Genomic DNA, 19,531 nt, shown 5'->3' on the forward strand with positions numbered 1-19,531 from the left:
ATGGAGATAAAGTTTGGCGACGCAAAATACTACGCCTACACCGGCACGCACGACCCCGCGAGCGATTTGGAAAGCGTCGTGTTTGTGCATGGCGCGGCGATGGACCACACGGTGTGGGCGCATCAGAGCCGTTATTTCGCCTACCACGGCTATAACGTTTTCGCCGTCGATTTGCCGGCGCATCAATTCAGTCGCGGCGAGTTGCTGCTGTCCATCGAGCGCATGGCGGCGTGGCTCAATCAAGTGATCGATCAAACCGTGGGCACGGCATTTCATATTGTTGGCCATAGCATGGGTGCGTTGATCGCACTCGAAGCCGCCGCGAATTTTAATCACCCTGATGCGGGATTGAACTCGTTATCGTTGATTGGTTTCAGTTATCCGATGTCGGTGACACCGCAGCTAATGGATGCGGCGCAGCACAACCCCAGCGAAGCCTATTCGATGATGACCCAATGGAGCCATGCGTCTGCCATCGGCGGCGAGCCGGTGCCGGGATTTTGGTCGGCCGGGATGCAACTGAGCATGATGGAAAACAGCACGGCGGGTTCGGTGCATACCGACCTGATTGCCTGCGATAACTACGCTGGCGGCGAAGCCGCGTTCGTGAAAGTGACCTGCCCGATTCTGTTCTTGAGCGGTATGCGCGACAAAATGGCGCCGGCGAAACTGGCGCAAGCCGAAGCCGATAAAAATAACAACGCCGCCATCGTGTTGCTTCCCGACTGCGGCCACAGCATCATGTCCGAATCGCCCGATGGCGTGCTGAATGAGTTAAAGCGGTTTATTGGCGCGCGAAAATAAGCACAGAAAAATCGCCGTCATGCAATCGCGGAGCATGCGCTAGATGCGGTGTATCTGTATTTCCCCGACTGGCAACTCTACGCCGAACAAGCGCACGAGAGATTTGAGCAATTCACTCACACGCCTACCGTTACACTTCATCCCCCATTTGTCTTTCAAACGATTGGCGCACCAAACCCATGACATAAGGAAACTCATCTTGCGTTCTCAAATTCACATCAACGTCACCGTTTCCCAAACTGCCGATATTGGTTACATCTCTCGCCAGGTTATACGGGTCGTGAAGTTCGTGGAATGGAATATTTAACGACAACTTCAGAGACTGGACCTGCGGCACCACATCGACGAAATTAGTTTCCGCCTTATAAGCAATATAGTGTTTGCGAAATTCCTCAGTAACACACGGATCGAGCTCCAAAATCTTCGCGCGAAGTGCTTCATAGAGGGCGCGCGTGGTGCGACTATCCACAAGATATTTGTGGTCATTGATAGTATAGGCATCCGGTTTTGCCGCTTTTGGGCGGTAACGGTCTAGCACATCAGTCGGCAGGTTTGGCGCGGCCCAGACATCGGACGCTTTCTGTGCCAAACATTCGGCGCGATCTTGAATTGCCTTTTCGTTCCAAGTTTCCACATTTTTCAATCCCTTGTTGAGCTGAAGCGGACTGTCTCGGAAACCGTGTTCCATGTCGCGTTTCTCAGCAAAAGAGCGGTCGCTATACTCGGAGTTATAGCCAGTCAGTGTAAGATTGCCGAGGGTGTGCAGCCATTTTTTCTGAACTGTCCGCCAGTCATCACCGAGTGCCATTTGCCATTCCTCTGAAATGTTTTCGTTCTGCGGCATAATGTGCTCAATGGTGTATGCATCCCTAGACGGCTGTTCCTTACATTGATGGTGCTCCAGCTTGCGAAGCCAATAACTGCGGTTACGGAAGTTGTAAAGATCGCGCACTTTCAATTCGCGACGAAATTCTTCGTCGTCGGGGAACCGACGATAGGACGGCAGGAGCAGGAAATGGGCTTGCATGCTCTCCAGATAATGGCATTGATTTAATTTTTTGCTAAAAGTCGCAAAAGTTTTGTTCAGCGAATTGGTTGGAATAGCGCAAACCGCACGACGAAATACATAGCTTTCTATCAGGCGTACGGCTTGTTCCAGTTCATGTACAGACAATCTTTTTTCGGCGTAGTCGTGGTAGAGCCTCAGTAGGAGTGGATAGGCGACATCCACCTTGAGATTGCGTAAGTCAGCGAAAACGGCGGCCAAAGATGTGTCGGATTCTCCCCCAAGTGCCATGGCACAGTAGTATCCCGCAAAGATTTTAATGTCGGCTACTAAAACATTGACATCAACAGTTTCTCCCCCATGGCTGGAAGCGTATGTTTTGAACGCTTCGTAAACCTCACGGATTTTGGGTATCTCCTCGGTCTTGACCGTCAGATAATGGCGCATGAAGCCGTCAAAATGCTCCCCATAAGCCTCTTGCCCGAAAGCGATTTCTATCGGCCGCCAATGGTCATTGTAAAGACAATTTTGGTGTTTCAGTTCCAGCCCCATGAGAATAAAGTTGCGGATTAAATCTGCTTGACTAAGCTCGCGACCAATGGAGTTCATGCTCTCGAATATGAGTTGCGGGTCGTCCACACCACGTTCCAACGAAATATCTACAATCATAAGTTTGGCTAACCCGTTGCACAATGATCCAAGATTCGATTCCATTGCTTTAATTTTTTTCTCAAAAAATTTAAAGTTTTCTTTGATGCGTAGGGAATGTTTATCTGGTAGCGGCTTTTGGTCTATAATCCTCAGTAGAGTTTCCTTGTCCGTCTGAGTCAACAGCAGCTTGTAGCGACGCATTTCATATTCTAACGAGTTAAGCAAGTAGTAGTTACGAAGTTTTGTTGCTGAGAAACCGTCAATCGGTTCAGTTTCTCCTAACTCTCGCGCAAGTGCCTCGATAATCAAAGAAATGGTGGCTAACCGTTGTTGTCCATCAATAACTAGTATCGGCGGTTGTTCAATGACCGCAAAAGGTGCCTCATTTATGTAGACGATCGAACCGACAAAGTGAGAATGAATATTGTCATCGCCTCCTGTACGCAAGATGTCTTTCCACATTTGGATACATTCTTGTTCGGTCCAAGAATAGGTGCGCTGGTAGATTGGAACAACAAACTGGGGAGATTTTTTAAGAAAATGCAGTAAGTTGGCTTCAGTTGCTTTCATAATCGTTCTTATGCCTAATTAGTGGTGCTGGCTCATTTTACAGCCATCCACACTGATAATACCGATTTAAATCTTTGTCGAGAATTTAGGCATTTTTAATGACCCGCCCGCTTGATGGATTTGCGCTACGTTTATCGTCCAAGTCATCGGGCAAGCACTACCCAAACTACGGTAAAATCCACCCAATTCTTTCGCGCTCAGAGTCCATGCAAACAGTTGATCAAATTATTCAACCCCATTGGTTGATTCCGGTCAATACCCGGCAATCGGTGTTGCTGGAGCACGCGGTCGTGATCGATCAGGATGAAATCATTGAATATGGCCCGGCGGCGGCAATAAACGCCAGGTACGAGGCCAATACAAGTACCGTTCTGGACAATCATGCCCTAATCCCCGGACTGGTCAATGCCCATACCCATACTGCGATGACGTTGTTGCGCGGCTTTGCCGATGACATGCCATTGATGCAGTGGCTGTCCGAGCATATCTGGCCGACCGAGGCGAAATGGGTTGATCGCGCATTTGTCGAAGCCGGTGCAAATCTGGCTTGTGCGGAAATGATTCGCGGCGGAACGACCTGTTTCAACGACATGTATTTTTTCCCGGACGTGGTGGCGCGTTGCGCGGAGACTGCGGGTATGCGCGCTTGTATCGGCATGATCGTGCTCGATTTTCCTACGGCTTGGGCGCAAAATGCCGATGAGTACATCAATCAGGGCCTGGCAATGCGCGATCAGGTGCGACATTCGCCATTGATAACCACGGCATTCGCGCCGCACGCGCCTTATACCGTATCCGATGAACCGTTGCAGAGAATAGCGACCTTGTCTGAAGAACTCGATTGTCAGGTGCATACTCATGTGCACGAAACCGCGCAAGAGATTGAGGAATCCAACGCGCGTTATGGCATGCGTCCGATTGAGCGCTTGGCGCAATTGGGCTTGCTCGGGCCGCGCTTGTTGGCGGTACATATGACCCAGTTATTGCCGGATGAAATTGACGCTGTCGCCGAGTGCGGCGTTCATGTTGTTCATTGCCCCGAGTCCAATATGAAATTGGCAAGCGGTTTTTGCCCGGTGTCAAAGTTAGCGGCGGCTGGCATTAACGTCTGTATCGGCACCGACGGCGCATCCAGCAACAATGATTTGGACCTGCTCGGTGAGATGAGAATGGCGTCATTGCTGGCCAAGGGATTCAGCCAAGACCCGGCTGCCCTCAACGCTTATGAGACATTGGCAGCGGCCACCATAAACGGCGCAAAAGCATTAGGGCTGGAACATCATATCGGCTCTATTGAAGCTGGCAAAAAAGCCGACTTGGTCGCCATTGATTTATCCGCGTGCGCGACCCAACCGGTGTATCACCCGGTCAGCCAAATTGTGTATAGCGCGAGTCGGGATCAAGTGTCCGATGTTTGGGTGGCCGGGCGGCGGGTGCTTGAAAACGGCGTACTGACCACGCTGGACGCGGAACGCATTTGCGCGACGGCGAACGAATGGCGCGACAAAATCGGCGGATATTGAGCGCGCGTGGACAAAAAAATGAGCAAAAAAAATACGCGCAATATTGATGATGCTGAAATTAAAAAATTCAGCGCGGCGGCGTCGCGGTGGTGGGATACGGAAAGCGAATTTAAGCCATTGCATCAGATTAATCCGTTGCGCTTGGACTTCATAGATCAGCGCACGCCGTTGGATGGGAAAATGGTTTTGGATGTCGGTTGCGGCGGCGGTATTTTATCCGAGGCGATGGCGTTGCGTGGTGCGAAAGTGACCGGCATCGACGCCGGCGAGTCGGCGCTTGAAGTCGCCCGGTTGCATGCGCTTGAGAGCAAAGTCAAAGTTGATTATCAAAAAATCACCGCCGAAGATCTTGCCCGCCAGTCGCCGGGCAAGTGGGACATCGTAACCTGCATGGAGTTGCTCGAACATGTGCCGGATCCTTCCAGCGTGGTGACGGCTTGTGCAGCGTTGGCAAAACCCGACGGCGCGGTTTATTTCTCGACCATCAACCGCAACCCAAAATCATTTTTGTTCGCCATCGTGGGCGCGGAATACCTGCTTAATCTAGTGCCGCGAGGCACCCACAATTACGAAAAACTGATTCGACCGAGCGAGCTTAATCAATGGGGCGAGGCGGCTGGCTTAAACACTGAAGAATTAACCGGAATGCACTATAACCCGATATTTCAAAGTTATAGATTGGGGCCGGGGCTGGAAGTGAACTATATTATGCGCACCATAAAAATTTCACCATGAGTTTCCGATTCGACAGTTTTCTTTTTGATCTGGACGGCACGTTGCTGGATACACACCAGGATATGGGCAATGCGTTAAATATCATTCTGAACAACCACGGCAAACCGCCGTTGCCGCTGCAAACCATCCGGCCTTTCGTTTCTAAAGGCGGCCTGGTCATGATCTGTTCGGCGTTTAAATGCAAGCCGGAAAGCGAGCAAGCCGCGGCATTGCGGCATGAGTTGCTAGACACCTATTTGCAAGCAATAAGTCGTCATACGGCACTTTTCCCGGGCATGGATTCGATATTGGAGAAGATTGAAAACAGCGGCCGAAAATGGGGCATCGTGACCAACAAGCCCGGCTTTTTAACCGAGCCGTTGTTGCGGGAATTGCAACTGCATAAGCGCGTTGGATGCGTTGTCAGCGGCGATACGCTGGCCGAGAGAAAACCGCACCCCGCGCCATTGTTGTATGCGTGTAAACAGATTAACTCAAGTCCGAACCGAGCCATATATATTGGCGACGATGAGCGCGACGTGCAAGCTGGAAAACGTGCCGGCATGGCCACTCTGGCGGCAGCCTGGGGATATATTGCTGAGCAGGATGACCCGAATCTATGGAATGCCGACGGGGTTATTCAACAGCCTCAGGAAATTGCTGCCTGGCTGGATTAGGCCCGGCTGGATTACATGGATCGGTCAATTGACCGTTAAACAATGATCACCTCCCTGCCCTCTCCATCCGCGGCCTCACAATGGTGCGACCGGCATCGTAAAGAAAAAATCAGCATCGGTTACGTGCCCACCATGGGGGCGTTACATGATGGGCATTTATCATTAGTCGCCAGTAGCATCGCGGAAAACGATGCGACTTGCGTCAGCATTTTTATCAACCCGTTGCAGTTTAATAACCCCGATGACCTGGAAAAGTATCCGCAAAATCGGCGGCGAGATATCGAAACCTTGCAGCGAGTCGGTTGCGATATGGTTTATACTGGCTCACTGCAACAGTTTTTTCCCGAAGCGGAAGATGTGAAGCAAATAAAAATGAATGACCCCGGCCCTTCAGGGAAAGGGTTGGAAGGAAAATTCAGGCCGGGACATTTGGCGGGCGTGGTTACCATTGTCGAGCGTCTGTTCAGAACCGTGGGGACGTGTCGAGCCTATTTTGGAGAGAAAGATTATCAGCAGACGTTGGTTGTGAAACATCTCGCTCAACGACTTAATGATGAAGGATTGATTATTGATGTGGTGGCCTGCCCGACGATACGCGAGAACTCCGGGTTGGCGATGTCATCACGAAATCAACGGCTGACAGAAAATCAAAAGCAAGTCGCATCCAATATTTACCAGGCGTTATCGCGAGCGAAACAGTCCTGGAAGACAGGCCAACACGATCCGGCAGAATTGCAACGACAGCTGCGCGAGCAACTTGAACACCCCGATATTTCGATTGATTATGCCGCAGTGCGCGACCAGGATAATTGGACCGCGCATACACCAAACACAGAAATTTCCAATGCCCGCGCGCTGGTGGCAGCTTATGTGGGAGCGGTCAGGTTAATAGATAATTTGTATTTGGGGAGCGGTTGATTTTGTCGTGACGCTTTTGTTACGGACTTTAGTCGCGCCAGCAACCAACCGCGTGTCGTATAATACCAGCATGGAAAATAATATTTAGGCGTTACACGATGCGGTGATATGCAACAACCCAATCTCAACAGAATACCGAATTTCATCTGGGGCATCGCCGATGATGTATTGCGCGATCTTTATGTTCGCGGCAAGTACCGTGATGTCATCCTGCCAATGACGGTTTTGCGGCGGCTGGATACGGTGCTTGAACAAAGCAAGCAAAAAGTCTTACACACAAAAACCGAATTGGATGATGCCGGAATCATTGAGCAAGACCCTGCCTTGTGCAGGGCTGCTGGGCAAGCCTTCTACAACACATCAAAATTCACCCTGCGCGATTTGAAGTCCCGGTCCAGTCAGCAGCAACTACGCGCGGACTTTGAAAATTATCTTGATGGCTTCTCGCCTAATGTTCAGGATATTTTGAATAACTTTGAATTCCGCAACCAGATTCCGCGCCTATCCAAAGCCGATGTGCTCAGTGCCCTGATTGAAAAACTGACCTCGCCGGAAATCAATCTCAGCCCGCGGCCGGTTTTATACAGTGATGGCGCGCAACGTCATCCCGGTCTCGACAACCACGCCATGGGCACCATCTTTGAGGAACTTGTGCGCCGCTTCAACGAGGAAAACAACGAGGAGGCGGGCGAGCACTGGACGCCGCGGGACGCGGTCAAACTCATGGCAAAACTTATTTTTCTGCCCGTCGCTGATGAAATAAAATCCGGCACCTATTTGCTGTATGACGGCGCATGTGGCACCGGCGGCATGCTGACGCTGGCGGAAGAAACACTCCAATCTCTTGCCGCCGAGCACAGCAAAGAAGTTTCCACGCATTTATTCGGTCAGGAAATCAACGCCGAAACCTACGCGATATGCAAAGCCGACCTGTTGCTCAAGAGCGCAGGCGATGTCACGGATAACATCAAGGGCGGCGCGGAATATTCCACCCTATCCAACGATGCCTTCCCGACGCATGAATTTGATTTCATGCTCAGCAATCCACCCTACGGCAAGAGTTGGAAGAGCGACCTGGCGCGCATGGGCGGCAAGCAGGACATGCGCGATCCGCGCTTTATGATTGACCACGCGGGCGATCCAGAATACTCGCTGGTCACCCGCTCCAGCGACGGGCAGATGCTCTTTCTTGTCAACAAACTCAGCAAGATGAAACAGGACACAAAACTCGGCAGCCGCATCGCCGAGGTGCACAATGGCTCGTCGCTGTTCACTGGCGATGCCGGACAAGGCGAGAGCAACATCCGCAGATGGATAATTGAAAGCGACTATCTGGAAGCCATAGTCGCCTTGCCGCTCAATATGTTTTACAACACCGGCATCGCCACCTACATCTGGGTGTTGACCAACCGCAAACCGGAACATCGCAAGGGCAAGGTGCAACTGATTGACGCCAGCGAATGGTGCCAGCCGCTACGTAAAAATCTCGGCAAGAAGAACTGTGAACTCGGCGAGGCAGACATCAAGCGCATCTGCGATACCTTTCTCGCCTTTGAGGAAAGTGAGCAGTCCAAAATATTTCCGAACCAAGCATTCGGTTATTGGAAGGTGACGGTTGAGCGGCCCTTGCGGTTGGTCGGTGCCGAGCCCGGACGCGTCTACAAACCCAACGAGTTGAAACAATTAAAAGAATCTTCTGAGCGCAGCGAGGAGGCACCGCCAATCATCAAGAAGATTCACAAACAAGACACCAAACCCGACCCGTTACGCGGCTTGTTCCAAACCAACATCGACGGCAAACCCGCGGTGGTGGAATACGAACCCGCCCCCGACCTGCGCGACACCGAGCAGATTCCGCTACAAGAAAAAGGCGGCATTGAAGCCTTTTTGAAACGGGAAGTGCTACCCCATGCCGCCGATGCCTGGTACGCCCCGGGCAGTGTTAAAATCGGGTACGAAATCAGTTTCACCCGCCACTTCTACAAGCCACAGCCCATGCGCTCCCTGGATGAAATCCGCGCTGATATTTTGGCATTGGGGAAGGAAAGCGAAGGGTTGTTGGATGAGATTATCAAATGAGAACAATCTATACTTATGTAACAAATTAGTATGCATCAATGGCAACAAAATTCATGAGACGCACAATGACAATCAATCTAGAAAATCTGTTTGAAAAATTTGAACTAAAAAAAGTACATTTGAATGTCGGCATGATCGGTGTGGAAATATCCTTTGATGAAGCAGACAAGGACGCGGCGTGGGAATTGTATGTTGAAATGTTGACGAGGATTGTTACTCAGCCTTTGCCGGACGGGGTGGGCGACGAGACAACCGCACTGGAAAGTGTTTATTCGCTTTTCCCCACCACTCGAGAAATTTTACGCAAACGGGGAAGGAAAACCTTGCAATTCAGCAAAGTTGCAATACCGGTATTGAACCAAATAGTGCGTCCCTTCACCGCAAAATGGCACAAAGAGGCATCACAAAATGGATTTGATAACAGCACCACGCGAGAAAAATTTCGTGAGGAATTGCAAGAGTTACAGAAAGACCTCTGTCGTTATAATCGTATGTTAGCGGAAATTGCTGGCGTCGAAGACTTAACCGATTTAGAAAGAGGGTGACAATCATGACCGATAGACACAAAGTATTCGTCAGTTTTCATCACGAAGACCAGCAATATAAGGATTTTTTTGTTAGCATGATGGGAGATGACATTGTGGACAAATCAGTTGGCGACGGGGATATAAATAACAGCAACGCAACAGAAACAATGCGCCAGTGCAACCTGCTATAGTTTGGTGGAATCGGCAAAAGCGAACGACCTTGAGCCTTATGCCTATCTTCAGCGGTATGCTAAGGGTGTCAATGGGTCGATTTAACGGCGCTTACCATTAATAGACGCTATCAAGCAAGGAAAGCAAGTACAGCTATGAGCAAACAAGATGCGGAAGCCTTGCTACAGCGGGCACTCAATAATCCCGATGCTGTATTTCGAGAGGGCCAATGGGAGGCAATAAACGCGCTGGTCAACGAGCGGAAAAAGCTTCTCCTGGTACAGCGAACCGGCTGGGGAAAGAGTTCGGTGTATTTTATTGGTGCTCGGTTGCTTAGAGACCGTGGTTTTGGGCCAACCATTATTGTGTCGCCTTTACTGGCCTTGATGCGAAACCAGATCGATGCAGCCAACAACTTGGGTATAGAAGCCATTACACTCAATTCTACTAACCGTGATGAATGGCCCGCATTAATACATCAAGTCCAGGCTGATCAAGCTGATTGTTTGCTCATTTCTCCCGAGCGCCTGGCAAATGAAGACTTTATAAATGAAGTGCTGCTACCCATCGCTGACAAGATTGGTTTGTTGGTCGTGGATGAGGCGCACTGTATTTCTGATTGGGGGCATGACTTCAGGCCGGATTACCGCAGGCTTCTTAATATCCTAAAGCAGATGCCGCCAAATATGCCAGTACTGGGCACAACGGCAACTGCCAACAACCGCGTAATAGAAGATGTTATCGGGCAGCTAGGTGATATGGATGTTTTACGTGGCCCGTTGGTACGTGAAAGCCTTACCCTGCAAAACATCACATTGCCTGATCAGGCTAGTCGATTAGCTTGGCTATCCATCAATATTCCCAAGCTGGATTTGGCCGGTATTGTCTACGTACTGACTAAACGCGATGCGGAGCAGGTGACTTCATGGCTGCAATCCCAGGGTATAGATGCAGCAGCCTATTACAGCGGTGTAGAGTGCGAAGGTTTTGCCAACTCCGATGCATACCGGCGGAATTTGGAGGAGCGTTTACTCAATAACAATATCAAGGTATTGGTAGCCACTACGGCATTAGGTATGGGTTATGACAAACCAGATTTAGGCTTTGTTATTCACTATCAGGCACCAGGTTCCATCGTAGCCTATTACCAGCAAGTGGGTCGTGCAGGGCGTGGCATAGAACAATCCCATGGTGTGCTATTAGCCGGGCATGAAGATGAGCGGATTCATGAGTTTTTCCGACGTTCCGCCTTTCCCAGTGAAGAACAGGTCAATGCCATGTTAGCGACGCTGGGAGATTCAGACGGGCTATCCATCGTAAAGCTGCAGGAATACCTAAACCTCCGTAAGGGTCAAATCGACAAGGTGCTTAAATTTCTGAGTGTAGAAAACCCGGCCCCTGTGATTAAAGATGGCCCCAGGTGGCATCGTACGCCGGTTCATTTTCAGATGGATCATGAGCGTATAGCCCATCTCTCTGGCCAGCGCGAACAGGAATGGGTCGAAGTGCAGGCCTACATAAATACCACAGGTTGCCTCATGGAATACCTTCGCAATGCACTGGATGACCCGGCCTCAGAGCCCTGTGGTAAGTGTGCAAATTGCATAGCCAGTCCAATCTTCAGCCGGGATATTGACCGAACAGTAGGTATAGCAGCCGCCCAGCACCTGAAACACTCGGCATTTGTGTTCAAACACAAAATACAGGTGGCGGCCGATGCCTTTCCGATCTACGGTTTTCGCGGCAACTTGCCCGCACACCTGCAAGCGTCAGACGGTAGAATCCTTAGTCGCTGGGGCGATGCCGGTTGGGGCGGTCTGGTTGAGAGCGATAAACACGCGGACAGCTTTCGGCAAGAACTTGTTAATGCTACCGCAGAAATGATCACACAAAGATGGCAGCCAAACCCTGCACCACAGTGGGTAACCTGCGTACCCTCACTGAATCATCCAGCATTAGTGCCAGACTTCGCCCAGCGCCTTGCTGCCAAACTGGGTCTACCCTTTGTTACCGTTATTACCAAAACGCTCGACAACGAACAGCAGAAGTTTCAGCAAAACCGTTACCACCAGTGCCGTAACCTCGATGGGGCCTTCGCCGTGGCCGAGCAGCTTCCTGCTGGCCCGGTGTTACTGGTGGATGACGTTATTGACTCAGGCTGGACGGTAACTGTCTTAGCGGCATTATTATGCCAACAGGGATGTGAGGCTGTTTACCCAGTCGCCCTGGCCTCAACCAGTACAGGTGATTAGATGAGTTTATCAGCCAATGCTCAGGCCGTACTGCTGCTAACGGCCTATTTTAACAAGGCCGGCGATACAGCAGTTCGCCCATTGACCAACAAGGAATGGGGGAAATTTGCACTCTGGCTGAAAGATAAGGGGCTTCGGCCGGAAAGTCTGTTAACGGGAAAAATCGCCGAGTTGTTGGTTGGTTGGAGCGATAGCAAAATGTCACTTGATCGCTTAGAACAGTTAATGAATCGCGGCTCAGCCATGGCTCTGGCTGTTGAAAAATGGAGTCGAGCAGGCCTGTGGATTATTACCCGCTCGGACCCAGACTATCCCCAGCGCTTGAAAAAGCGCCTCAAAAATGATTCGCCTCCGATACTCTTCGGTTGTGGTAATCGCAGTATTCTCAATCAAGGTGGTATTGCCGTTATTGGTTCCCGTAATACCAGTGAGGCCGACCTGACATTTAGTCGCGACCTTGGGATAAAAACAGCGGAAGGTGCATTTTCAATCGTCTCCGGTGGTGCCCGTGGAGTGGATGAAGCGGCCATGCTAGGCGCACTGGAGACTGAAGGTACGGTAATTGGCGTAATGGCCGATAGCTTGTTAAAGGCCAGTAGCAGTCGTAAATATCGACAACATATTATGAACAATAACCTGGTGTTGATCTCACCCTTCTACCCCGAAGCCGGGTTTAGTCCGGGTAATGCCATGCAGCGTAACAAATACATCTATTGCCTTTCCGATTCAGCTGTTGCCGTGCATTCCGGCACCAAAGGCGGCACCTGGAATGGGGCGATTGAGAACATCAACAAACAATGGGTACCGCTGTGGGTAAAAGAAACCCAGGATTCGGAAGCAGGTAATGCTCAGCTGGTTGCGAAAGGTGCTCGCTGGTTACCCCAATCCATCGATGATTTTACTGTGGATGGCTTGCTTATAGATCTTCCATCAAATCCAGCACGGGAAGCAAAAGATTCCCCGCTTTCTCAGAACCTCTCGACTAGAGAGCCAGTATCAGATTATCAACCAGAGGAGGCATTGGTTGAAACTGAGCTAAGCACTCTAAAGGCCGAAGAGCCAGAAAATGCGGAACAAAATAGTGAAGAAAACGACACCGAAACATCTACCGGCGCTGAGAAGGTCTTAGCAAAAGCTGAATTGGTTGAACAAGAAGGGCCAATAAAGCTGCAAGACGCGAGTTTTTATGGCTTGTTTCTTCTAAAAATACAAACCCTCTGCCAGCAGCAGGCACTTGGTATTGATGAGTTAATGACCGCAACAGATTTACACAAAAGCCAGTTAACAGCCTGGCTAAAGCAAGCGGTTGAAGAAGGTAAGGTTAACAAACTCAACCGTCCGGTTCAGTACCAGTGGGCAGAAAATAAACAGCAGGACTTTCTCAATTAACGACGCGAGAAAATAAGGTTAGTAATGGAAACAGCAAAACTAAAAAAATTCGCCCAATTCGCGCGCCGCGGTTTGCTGGAGCAGGTGGGCAACAAGCTTAAACCGGTGCTGGCACCGGATAGCCCCAAACACCGGATTTGACCATAGCTCAGGAAAGCGAGGGGTTGTTGGATGAGATTATGGACGAGTAGCCGATGATGCCACTATGCAAGGCTGCCTTTAGTATGGAGGAAAAATCCGGCTATAGTAAAGGCAGCGTTTAGTATGGGAGACATATCGGGCTATAGTAAAGGTAGCCTTTACTATGGGAGAAAAGTATAGATAGCCAACAATCTGGTGGGGCGGCTGGTCAAAGTCGGCATCCTGCACGAGGTGACCAAGCAATTCCGCAACCGGAAGTTTGTGTATCAAAGTTATATTGATTTGTTTCAGGACTAAAAAATGAACCAAACATCGAACAACCCCGGCGACTCTTTCCAGACAAATTCGCTCAAAGCGTACGAGCCTGAAATTTCACCTGACGATATCTGGGGCGATGACGCATTAGGACGTGAGCAAATCGCGCAGTCATTGACGCATTTAATCGAAAAACAAACGGATTCGTTTGTCGTCAGTCTGCATGGGGATTGGGGTACCGGTAAAACATTTTTACTGAAGCGTTGGCAGGAAACCTTGAAAAAAGATGGATTTGAAGCGATTTATTTTAATGCCTGGGAAGATGATTTTTGTCCTGATCCATTAGTTGCAATTATCGGGCAACTCTCAGAAGAATTAGAATCCAACTCCGAGCATGAATTTAAAGTCGATGATGTTAAGGAAAAGGCGGAATTACTATTTAGAAAAATTGCTGATGGTCTTACCAAAAAATATACCGGTATATCGCTGGAAAAAATATCCGAAACTCTTAAAAACCACGCGTTAGATTCGTATCATGAACAAATAAAATATAAAAATGAACTCAGAAATGCTCTCACAGATATATCCGCAGAAGTAAGGAAAAAAACCAACCGGCCACTGGTTTTTATTATTGATGAACTTGATCGTTGCCGTCCGCTGTTTGCTATTGAACTACTGGAAAGAATCAAACATATTTTTGATGTTCCCAACATGGTTTTTGTGCTGGGTGTTAATCGCGCCGAACTGTGTCAGTCACTTAAATCAATCTATGGTGAAATTGATGCGGATGTATATTTCAGAAGGTTCTTTGATATGGAGTTCATATTGCCGGAAGCCGATGGAGGAAAGTTTTGTGAGCATTTGATGAATCATTATAAAGTCAGAGATATGTTTTTGGGTGATAAAACCAACACGAATGATAATAGAAATTACCCTCCCAGCAGTTTTGATTCTTTTCAGAGCATATTTAGACGCTTGGATTTATCTCTCCGGGATATGGATTACTGCATACGTTCAATTGTTTTTTTCGGAGAAAAGTCCCGGGGCGGCTTTGACATGTATTTGTTTTCACTGCTTATGCTTGCAATATTACGACTAAAAGAACCCAATCTTTATCGTGAGTTTATTAAAGGCAAATGCCCAGTGAACGAGGTTTTGGATTGTATAGATGCACTAATCGTGGACAAAAGTAAGGATCGTGACTACGAGGATTTTAAACTTGCACTGCTGTGGTCAGAGGCACTTTTTTATCACTTGGATTCTCAAATAAATCCAGATACTAACAATGCTTTTGATGAATTAATAAATTGGGAAGATGGATCTGTATTAAATTCTCCAAGATTCTCTAAAAAAACTCGAACATCAAATCCTGACCGTATAGCTCAATTACGTTCTGTTGCGCAAACATGGGCGAAGAGTATGAGTTATCACAAAAACTTTTATGCGTTTGCCAAATTGCTTGAACTTACTGAAACACCGACAAAAAAACGACAGCAATGAATTTGGCTCCCTATACAAAACACAAGGATTCTGGAGTGGAGTGGCTGGGGAATGTACCAGCGCATTGGGAGATGCGGCGGCTTCGTAATGTGATAGATATGCGAGTAAGCAACGTGGACAAGCATATAAAGGACGGAGAAACACCGGTCCGCCTCTGTAACTACGTTGATGTCTACAAGAATGATTACATCAGCGAGCAAATGACGTTTATGCGCGCAACCGCCACCGATAAAGAAATCGATAAATTCCGTCTTATGAAAAATGACATCCTTATCACAAAAGACTCAGAGACTTGGAATGACATCGGAGTGCCTGCGTTAGTCACCGAGCCAGCTTCAGATATTATTTCTGGCTATCACTTGGCGATATTGCGGCCACATGCTGATGAGATTACGGGTAGATTTTTACATCGCGCATTGCAGAGCAAAGGGCTCGCATATCAGTTCCATACCCGGGCGAATGGCGTAACTAGATACGGACTCTCACACGCTGGCATCAAATCCGTATGGCTTCCTCTCCCACCCCTCCCCGAACAAGCGGCCATTGTGCGTTACTTGGATTATGTGGAGCGGCGGATTCAACGTTATGTGCGGACGAAGCGCAAGTTGCTCGGGTTATTGGCGGAGCAGAAACAAGCCATCATTCACCGCGCCGTCACCCGCGGTCTTGACCCTGATGCTCCCCTTAAACCCTCTGGCGTGGAATGGCTGGGAGATGTGCCAACGCATTGGGAGATGCGGCGGCTTCGTAATGTGATAGATATGCGAGTAAGCAACGTGGACAAGCATATAAAGGAGGGAGAAACACCAGTCCGCCTCTGTAACTACGTTGATGTCTACAAGAATGATTACATTAGCAAGCAGATGACTTTTATGCACGCAACCGCCACCAATGACGAAATCAAACGATTCCGCCTTATAAAAGACGATGTCCTCATCACAAAAGACTCGGAGACTTGGGATGACATCGGAGTGCCTGCGTTAGTCACTGAGCCAGCGTCAGACATTATTTCCGGCTATCACTTGGCGATATTGCGGCCGCATGTTAATGATGTTATGGGTAGTTTTTTACTTCGTGCCTTGCAGAGCAAAGGGCTCGCTTACCAGTTCCATACCCGGGCGAATGGCGTCACTAGATACGGACTCTCACACGCTGACATCAAATCTGTGCGGCTTCCTTCCCCACCCCTTCCCGAACAAACCACCATCGTCGAGTATCTTGACAAAACCACCGCCAAAATTGACGCCGCCATCGCTCGCACCCACCACGAGATTGAACTCATCAACGAATACCGCACCCGCTTAATCGCCGATGTAGTCACCGGCAAGGTGGATGTGCGCGATGCGGCAACGAAGTTGTCTGATGAAGCGGACGCGGACGATGTTATGCCAGATAGCGATACGGCTGATGTGCTTGACTCCGACACGACATTTGATGAAGCCGCCGAATTGGACATGGTTGCGGAACTTGGGCACGGGAATTAGTTGTTTTTCTTATTATGCGGGCTCGCATTACTTTCAGGACTATTGCGATTTATCGCAACTTGGGGAAATCGATTGGGATGCGGTAGACGCAGACCAATGGCGAGGCTGCCAGGATGAGAAACAAGCCGAATTTCTTGTTGAACAACAGTTTTCCTGGCACCTGATAGAATTCTGTCCGGGCTCAGACACAAATGAGACTTTATTAGTTAAGAAAATCGGGTAGTCTAAGGTGAAATCTTTTCACTTAAATCACAGGAGACTACCCGATGCAGATAAAAAGCCTGCGTATCAAATCATACCGCAGTCAGGCGATTGCCGACACCACCAGTGAACCCGCCATCGCCCGAATAAAGAAACTGGAACTCTATGCCGAGCTCAAATCAGCCGGTTGCACGACGTATGCCTGAAAACCATCGGCTGCTCGAGGGCGACCTACTACCGTTGGCTAGGGCGTTATCGGCGGAGCGGCTGGCGTGGCTTGGAAAGCCAAAGCCGTCGTCCGAAGCGCGTGCGCGGCCGACAATGGACAGCGCAGCAGGAGCAACAAGTGTTGCACTTGCGCAAGCGTTATCCCTTGTGGGGCAAACGCAAGATCTGGAAGGTATTGTCCAGGGATCAGGGACTGCTTCTGAGCATCAGCACGGTTGGGCGCATCCTGGACCGGCTGGTGCGCTTGAAGCGGGTCAAGCCGAAACGCCGGCGCCAGTTCAAGCACCACGCCAGGCGCTGGACATATGGGATGCGCGCCAGGCAGCCAGGTGAGCTGATACAGATTGACCATATGAGCGTAGGACTACCAGCGGGCTTTAGCATAAAAGAGTTCAAGGCAGCCTGTCCAGTCACCGGATTTGTTGCCTTAAAAGCCTATAGCCGTGCGACCAGCAGGAACGCCAAAGACTTCTTGATCTACCTTATCGAACAAGCGCCGTTCAAAATCCGCTTGATACAGGTCGATGGCGGCAGCGAGTTTCGGGATGAGTTTGAGCAAGCCTGCGAGGCTTTGGACATACCGCTATTTATGTTGCCGCCTAAAAAGCCGGAATGGAATGGTTGCGTTGAGCGAGCCAATGGCACCAGCCGTTATGAGTTTTACCCGCTGTATGAAGGAGCGTTGACGGCAGCCGCGATCAACCAGGAACTGGTTCATTACCAATGGACCTATAATCATTACCGGCCACACGATAGTTTGGATTGATGACGCCGATGGCGTACTATCAGCAACCTGCCTTGGCTGCCTGATTTTGTCTCATATGTGGTGAACCCGGACATACATTGACTTCCATTTTCGATCCCTGATAGAATTCCCCTCGCATACATCGTGCAACAGGCGCTCCCGCTAAATCGGGTCACCTGCTGAATACAACAGCCCTTGACCCCGGCTAGGGGTAGCTCCCCAGGCTTGGCGAATAAGCAGGAACAACACCACAGTCTGTCTGTGCGATGTGTGCAACGACCCGACACCAAAGGTGTCATGGAAAGCACACATCAACACGAGGTACAGACATGAAAAACCAACCATTTGTCGTTTTCGCGGCACTATCCATATTCATTTATTTCATTAATCGGGAGCAATAGCCATGCTTGTATTAATGATTATTGGGGTTATTTTAGTTTTGGTGGTTATGACTTATGCAGTCATAACGGCCAACAAGTATTCCCTTAAGAAGTATCAATACAAGCCATTCAATATAAAAACTTGTTTATTTATGCTAATTCCAAGTTTTACATTTTTGTCACAGTTCATGTTTTTGCAAAACAATACAGCCACTTTTTTGTTGGCGTTCGAGCAGGGTAATTTAAACATTATCCTCTTGACAACAACTTCACTCTTACTTGTTCTGGGGTTTGTTTATTATTTAACAAAAAAGACAAATATTTGGATTGCTATTTTTACTACAATTGTGCAGTTTGCTATCGCATTTTTAATAGCGGTGATAATTATTTTGAGGCTGATGGGGCGCAACAAAAAACAAATTATCCTTAAATAATAAGGAAACCAATCATTCCTCCAATTTAATCACTATAAGGGGACACACCATGAAACATGTTCATTTCACGCCTTGGGTTGGCAAGAATTACCGTCAATGCAGTGGCACTTTTAAGAAGCGCGTACTTGTCTTAGGCGAATCGCATTATCAATGGGACAAGGATGTCTCTCTATCCTCATACCCAACACTGACAAATGAATGTATTGAGGAACAACTATCAGGGCAGAACACATATCGGTTCTGGACCATGATTGCGAGTGTTTTTTATAGGTGCTATCCAACCCCGAAAGATAAAAAAACATTCTGGCATTCCGTTGCATTTGCTAACTTTGTCCAAGAAAGCGTCGGATGTAGTTCAAGGGTGCGCCCTACGCGTGAGATGTGGGAAAAAGGCAGGCTCGCATTTAATGAAATGCTGGCAGAACTTTGTCCTGATGTTGTTGCTGTACTCGGCTACGACCTTTGGGAGAACCTTGGAGAATCAGATGACAAAGGGCCTGATATACCGAATGCAAAAAAAGAGCATGGAGAAACATGGTTCTATCCTTACCCCAATGGCAAAGCATTGGCGTTTCCCATTATGCATCCTAGTAGTAGTCACTTTAAGTATGCGGATTGGGACGCTTGCCTCAAGAGCGCGATTGAAGCAACATAGCGTGTTCGTGATTAACGGCGGATGCTGGTAAAATGTCGAGAATCCCTTATATCACGAAGGTGGAAGCCTGTCAGTTATCGTCATTTAACCATCTCTAGCTTGGTTTTTTGCGAGGGTAAACCGACTAAAATGAACGTAGGTAAGAGTGAATTCAGTATTGACTTGTGTTGAGTAGCAATGTGAAAATACACATCATTGCCCTGTTGCCCAACTTTTGTGGTAAAAAA

At 48.8% G+C, this 19,531-nt stretch carries 19 protein-coding genes; 18 read left to right on the forward strand and 1 reads right to left on the reverse strand.

From position 1 onward, the window contains the following. A complete protein-coding gene (locus tag ACP158_RS09110; protein WP_424945840.1) occupies positions 1 to 804 on the forward strand; it encodes an alpha/beta fold hydrolase in 804 nt (267 codons plus the stop codon). 130 nt (positions 805 to 934) lie between these two features. Here ACP158_RS09110 and ACP158_RS09115 read toward each other — a convergent pair whose 3' ends face one another. After that, entirely contained in the window at positions 935 to 3,031 is a 2,097-nt protein-coding gene (locus ACP158_RS09115; protein ID WP_424945841.1) for a GmrSD restriction endonuclease domain-containing protein, read from the reverse strand. Between the two features lie 206 nt (positions 3,032 to 3,237). Between ACP158_RS09115 and ACP158_RS09120 the strand changes: the two genes are divergently transcribed. The 17 genes from ACP158_RS09120 to ACP158_RS09200 all read left to right on the forward strand — a co-directional run bounded on the left by ACP158_RS09120 (position 3,238) and on the right by ACP158_RS09200 (position 19,304). Next, the gene (locus ACP158_RS09120) at positions 3,238 to 4,554 is read left to right on the forward strand and encodes a TRZ/ATZ family hydrolase (RefSeq protein ID WP_424948435.1); all 1,317 of its coding nucleotides are present in this window, start codon (positions 3,238 to 3,240) and stop codon (positions 4,552 to 4,554) included. An 18-nt stretch (positions 4,555 to 4,572) separates the two neighbouring features. Then, positions 4,573 to 5,289: a bifunctional 2-polyprenyl-6-hydroxyphenol methylase/3-demethylubiquinol 3-O-methyltransferase UbiG gene (gene ubiG, locus ACP158_RS09125; RefSeq protein WP_424945842.1), complete on the forward strand. Its 717-nt coding sequence runs from the start codon at positions 4,573 to 4,575 to the stop codon at positions 5,287 to 5,289. Beyond that, positions 5,286 to 5,945, forward strand: a complete 660-nt coding sequence (locus ACP158_RS09130; RefSeq protein WP_424945843.1) for an HAD family hydrolase — start codon at positions 5,286 to 5,288, stop codon at positions 5,943 to 5,945. The genes ubiG and ACP158_RS09130 overlap by 4 nt, the downstream gene beginning before the upstream one ends. Positions 5,946 to 5,987: 42 nt before the next feature. Then, a complete protein-coding gene (gene panC, locus ACP158_RS09135; protein ID WP_424945844.1) occupies positions 5,988 to 6,863 on the forward strand; it encodes a pantoate--beta-alanine ligase in 876 nt (291 codons plus the stop codon). Between the two features lie 108 nt (positions 6,864 to 6,971). Beyond that, the gene (locus tag ACP158_RS09140; protein ID WP_424945845.1) at positions 6,972 to 8,942 is read left to right on the forward strand and encodes a type I restriction-modification system subunit M; all 1,971 of its coding nucleotides are present in this window, start codon (positions 6,972 to 6,974) and stop codon (positions 8,940 to 8,942) included. Positions 8,943 to 9,007: 65 nt separating this feature from the next. Next, positions 9,008 to 9,487 carry a hypothetical protein gene (locus tag ACP158_RS09145; protein WP_424945846.1) on the forward strand — a complete coding sequence of 160 codons (480 nt, stop codon included), beginning with the start codon at positions 9,008 to 9,010 and terminating at the stop codon, positions 9,485 to 9,487. Positions 9,488 to 9,492: 5 nt separating this feature from the next. Further along, the gene (locus tag ACP158_RS09150; RefSeq protein WP_424945847.1) at positions 9,493 to 9,660 is read left to right on the forward strand and encodes a hypothetical protein; all 168 of its coding nucleotides are present in this window, start codon (positions 9,493 to 9,495) and stop codon (positions 9,658 to 9,660) included. Then, positions 9,614 to 9,745 carry a transposase domain-containing protein gene (locus ACP158_RS09155; protein ID WP_424948436.1) on the forward strand — a complete coding sequence of 44 codons (132 nt, stop codon included), beginning with the start codon at positions 9,614 to 9,616 and terminating at the stop codon, positions 9,743 to 9,745. Before ACP158_RS09150 ends, ACP158_RS09155 begins: the two co-directional genes overlap by 47 nt. Positions 9,746 to 9,795: 50 nt before the next feature. Next, on the forward strand, positions 9,796 to 11,892 hold the full coding sequence (locus ACP158_RS09160; RefSeq protein WP_424945848.1) for a RecQ family ATP-dependent DNA helicase: 2,097 nt from the start codon (positions 9,796 to 9,798) through the stop codon (positions 11,890 to 11,892). Further along, entirely contained in the window at positions 11,893 to 13,281 is a 1,389-nt protein-coding gene (locus ACP158_RS09165; protein WP_424945849.1) for a DNA-processing protein DprA, read from the forward strand. Positions 13,282 to 13,722: 441 nt separating this feature from the next. Next, the gene (locus ACP158_RS09170; RefSeq protein ID WP_424945850.1) at positions 13,723 to 15,177 is read left to right on the forward strand and encodes a KAP family P-loop NTPase fold protein; all 1,455 of its coding nucleotides are present in this window, start codon (positions 13,723 to 13,725) and stop codon (positions 15,175 to 15,177) included. After that, on the forward strand, positions 15,174 to 16,661 hold the full coding sequence (locus ACP158_RS09175) for a restriction endonuclease subunit S (RefSeq protein WP_424945851.1): 1,488 nt from the start codon (positions 15,174 to 15,176) through the stop codon (positions 16,659 to 16,661). Before ACP158_RS09170 ends, ACP158_RS09175 begins: the two co-directional genes overlap by 4 nt. After that, positions 16,612 to 16,884: a DarT ssDNA thymidine ADP-ribosyltransferase family protein gene (locus ACP158_RS09180; protein ID WP_424945852.1), complete on the forward strand. Its 273-nt coding sequence runs from the start codon at positions 16,612 to 16,614 to the stop codon at positions 16,882 to 16,884. Before ACP158_RS09175 ends, ACP158_RS09180 begins: the two co-directional genes overlap by 50 nt. Before the next feature lie 43 nt (positions 16,885 to 16,927). Next, positions 16,928 to 17,068: a hypothetical protein gene (locus ACP158_RS09185; RefSeq protein ID WP_424945853.1), complete on the forward strand. Its 141-nt coding sequence runs from the start codon at positions 16,928 to 16,930 to the stop codon at positions 17,066 to 17,068. After that, positions 17,050 to 17,856 (forward strand): helix-turn-helix domain-containing protein, encoded by an 807-nt coding sequence (locus ACP158_RS09190; RefSeq protein ID WP_424945854.1) that lies wholly within the window; start codon positions 17,050 to 17,052, stop codon positions 17,854 to 17,856. Before ACP158_RS09185 ends, ACP158_RS09190 begins: the two co-directional genes overlap by 19 nt. Positions 17,857 to 18,238: 382 nt before the next feature. After that, the gene (locus ACP158_RS09195) at positions 18,239 to 18,649 is read left to right on the forward strand and encodes a hypothetical protein (RefSeq protein ID WP_424945855.1); all 411 of its coding nucleotides are present in this window, start codon (positions 18,239 to 18,241) and stop codon (positions 18,647 to 18,649) included. A 49-nt stretch (positions 18,650 to 18,698) separates the two neighbouring features. After that, positions 18,699 to 19,304, forward strand: a complete 606-nt coding sequence (locus ACP158_RS09200; RefSeq protein WP_424945856.1) for a hypothetical protein — start codon at positions 18,699 to 18,701, stop codon at positions 19,302 to 19,304. Positions 19,305 to 19,531: the final 227 nt, after the last annotated feature.

The organism is Candidatus Spongiihabitans sp. (genome assembly GCF_965247905.1).
In the GTDB taxonomy this organism is placed as follows: domain Bacteria; phylum Pseudomonadota; class Gammaproteobacteria; order Arenicellales; family Poriferihabitantaceae; genus Spongiihabitans.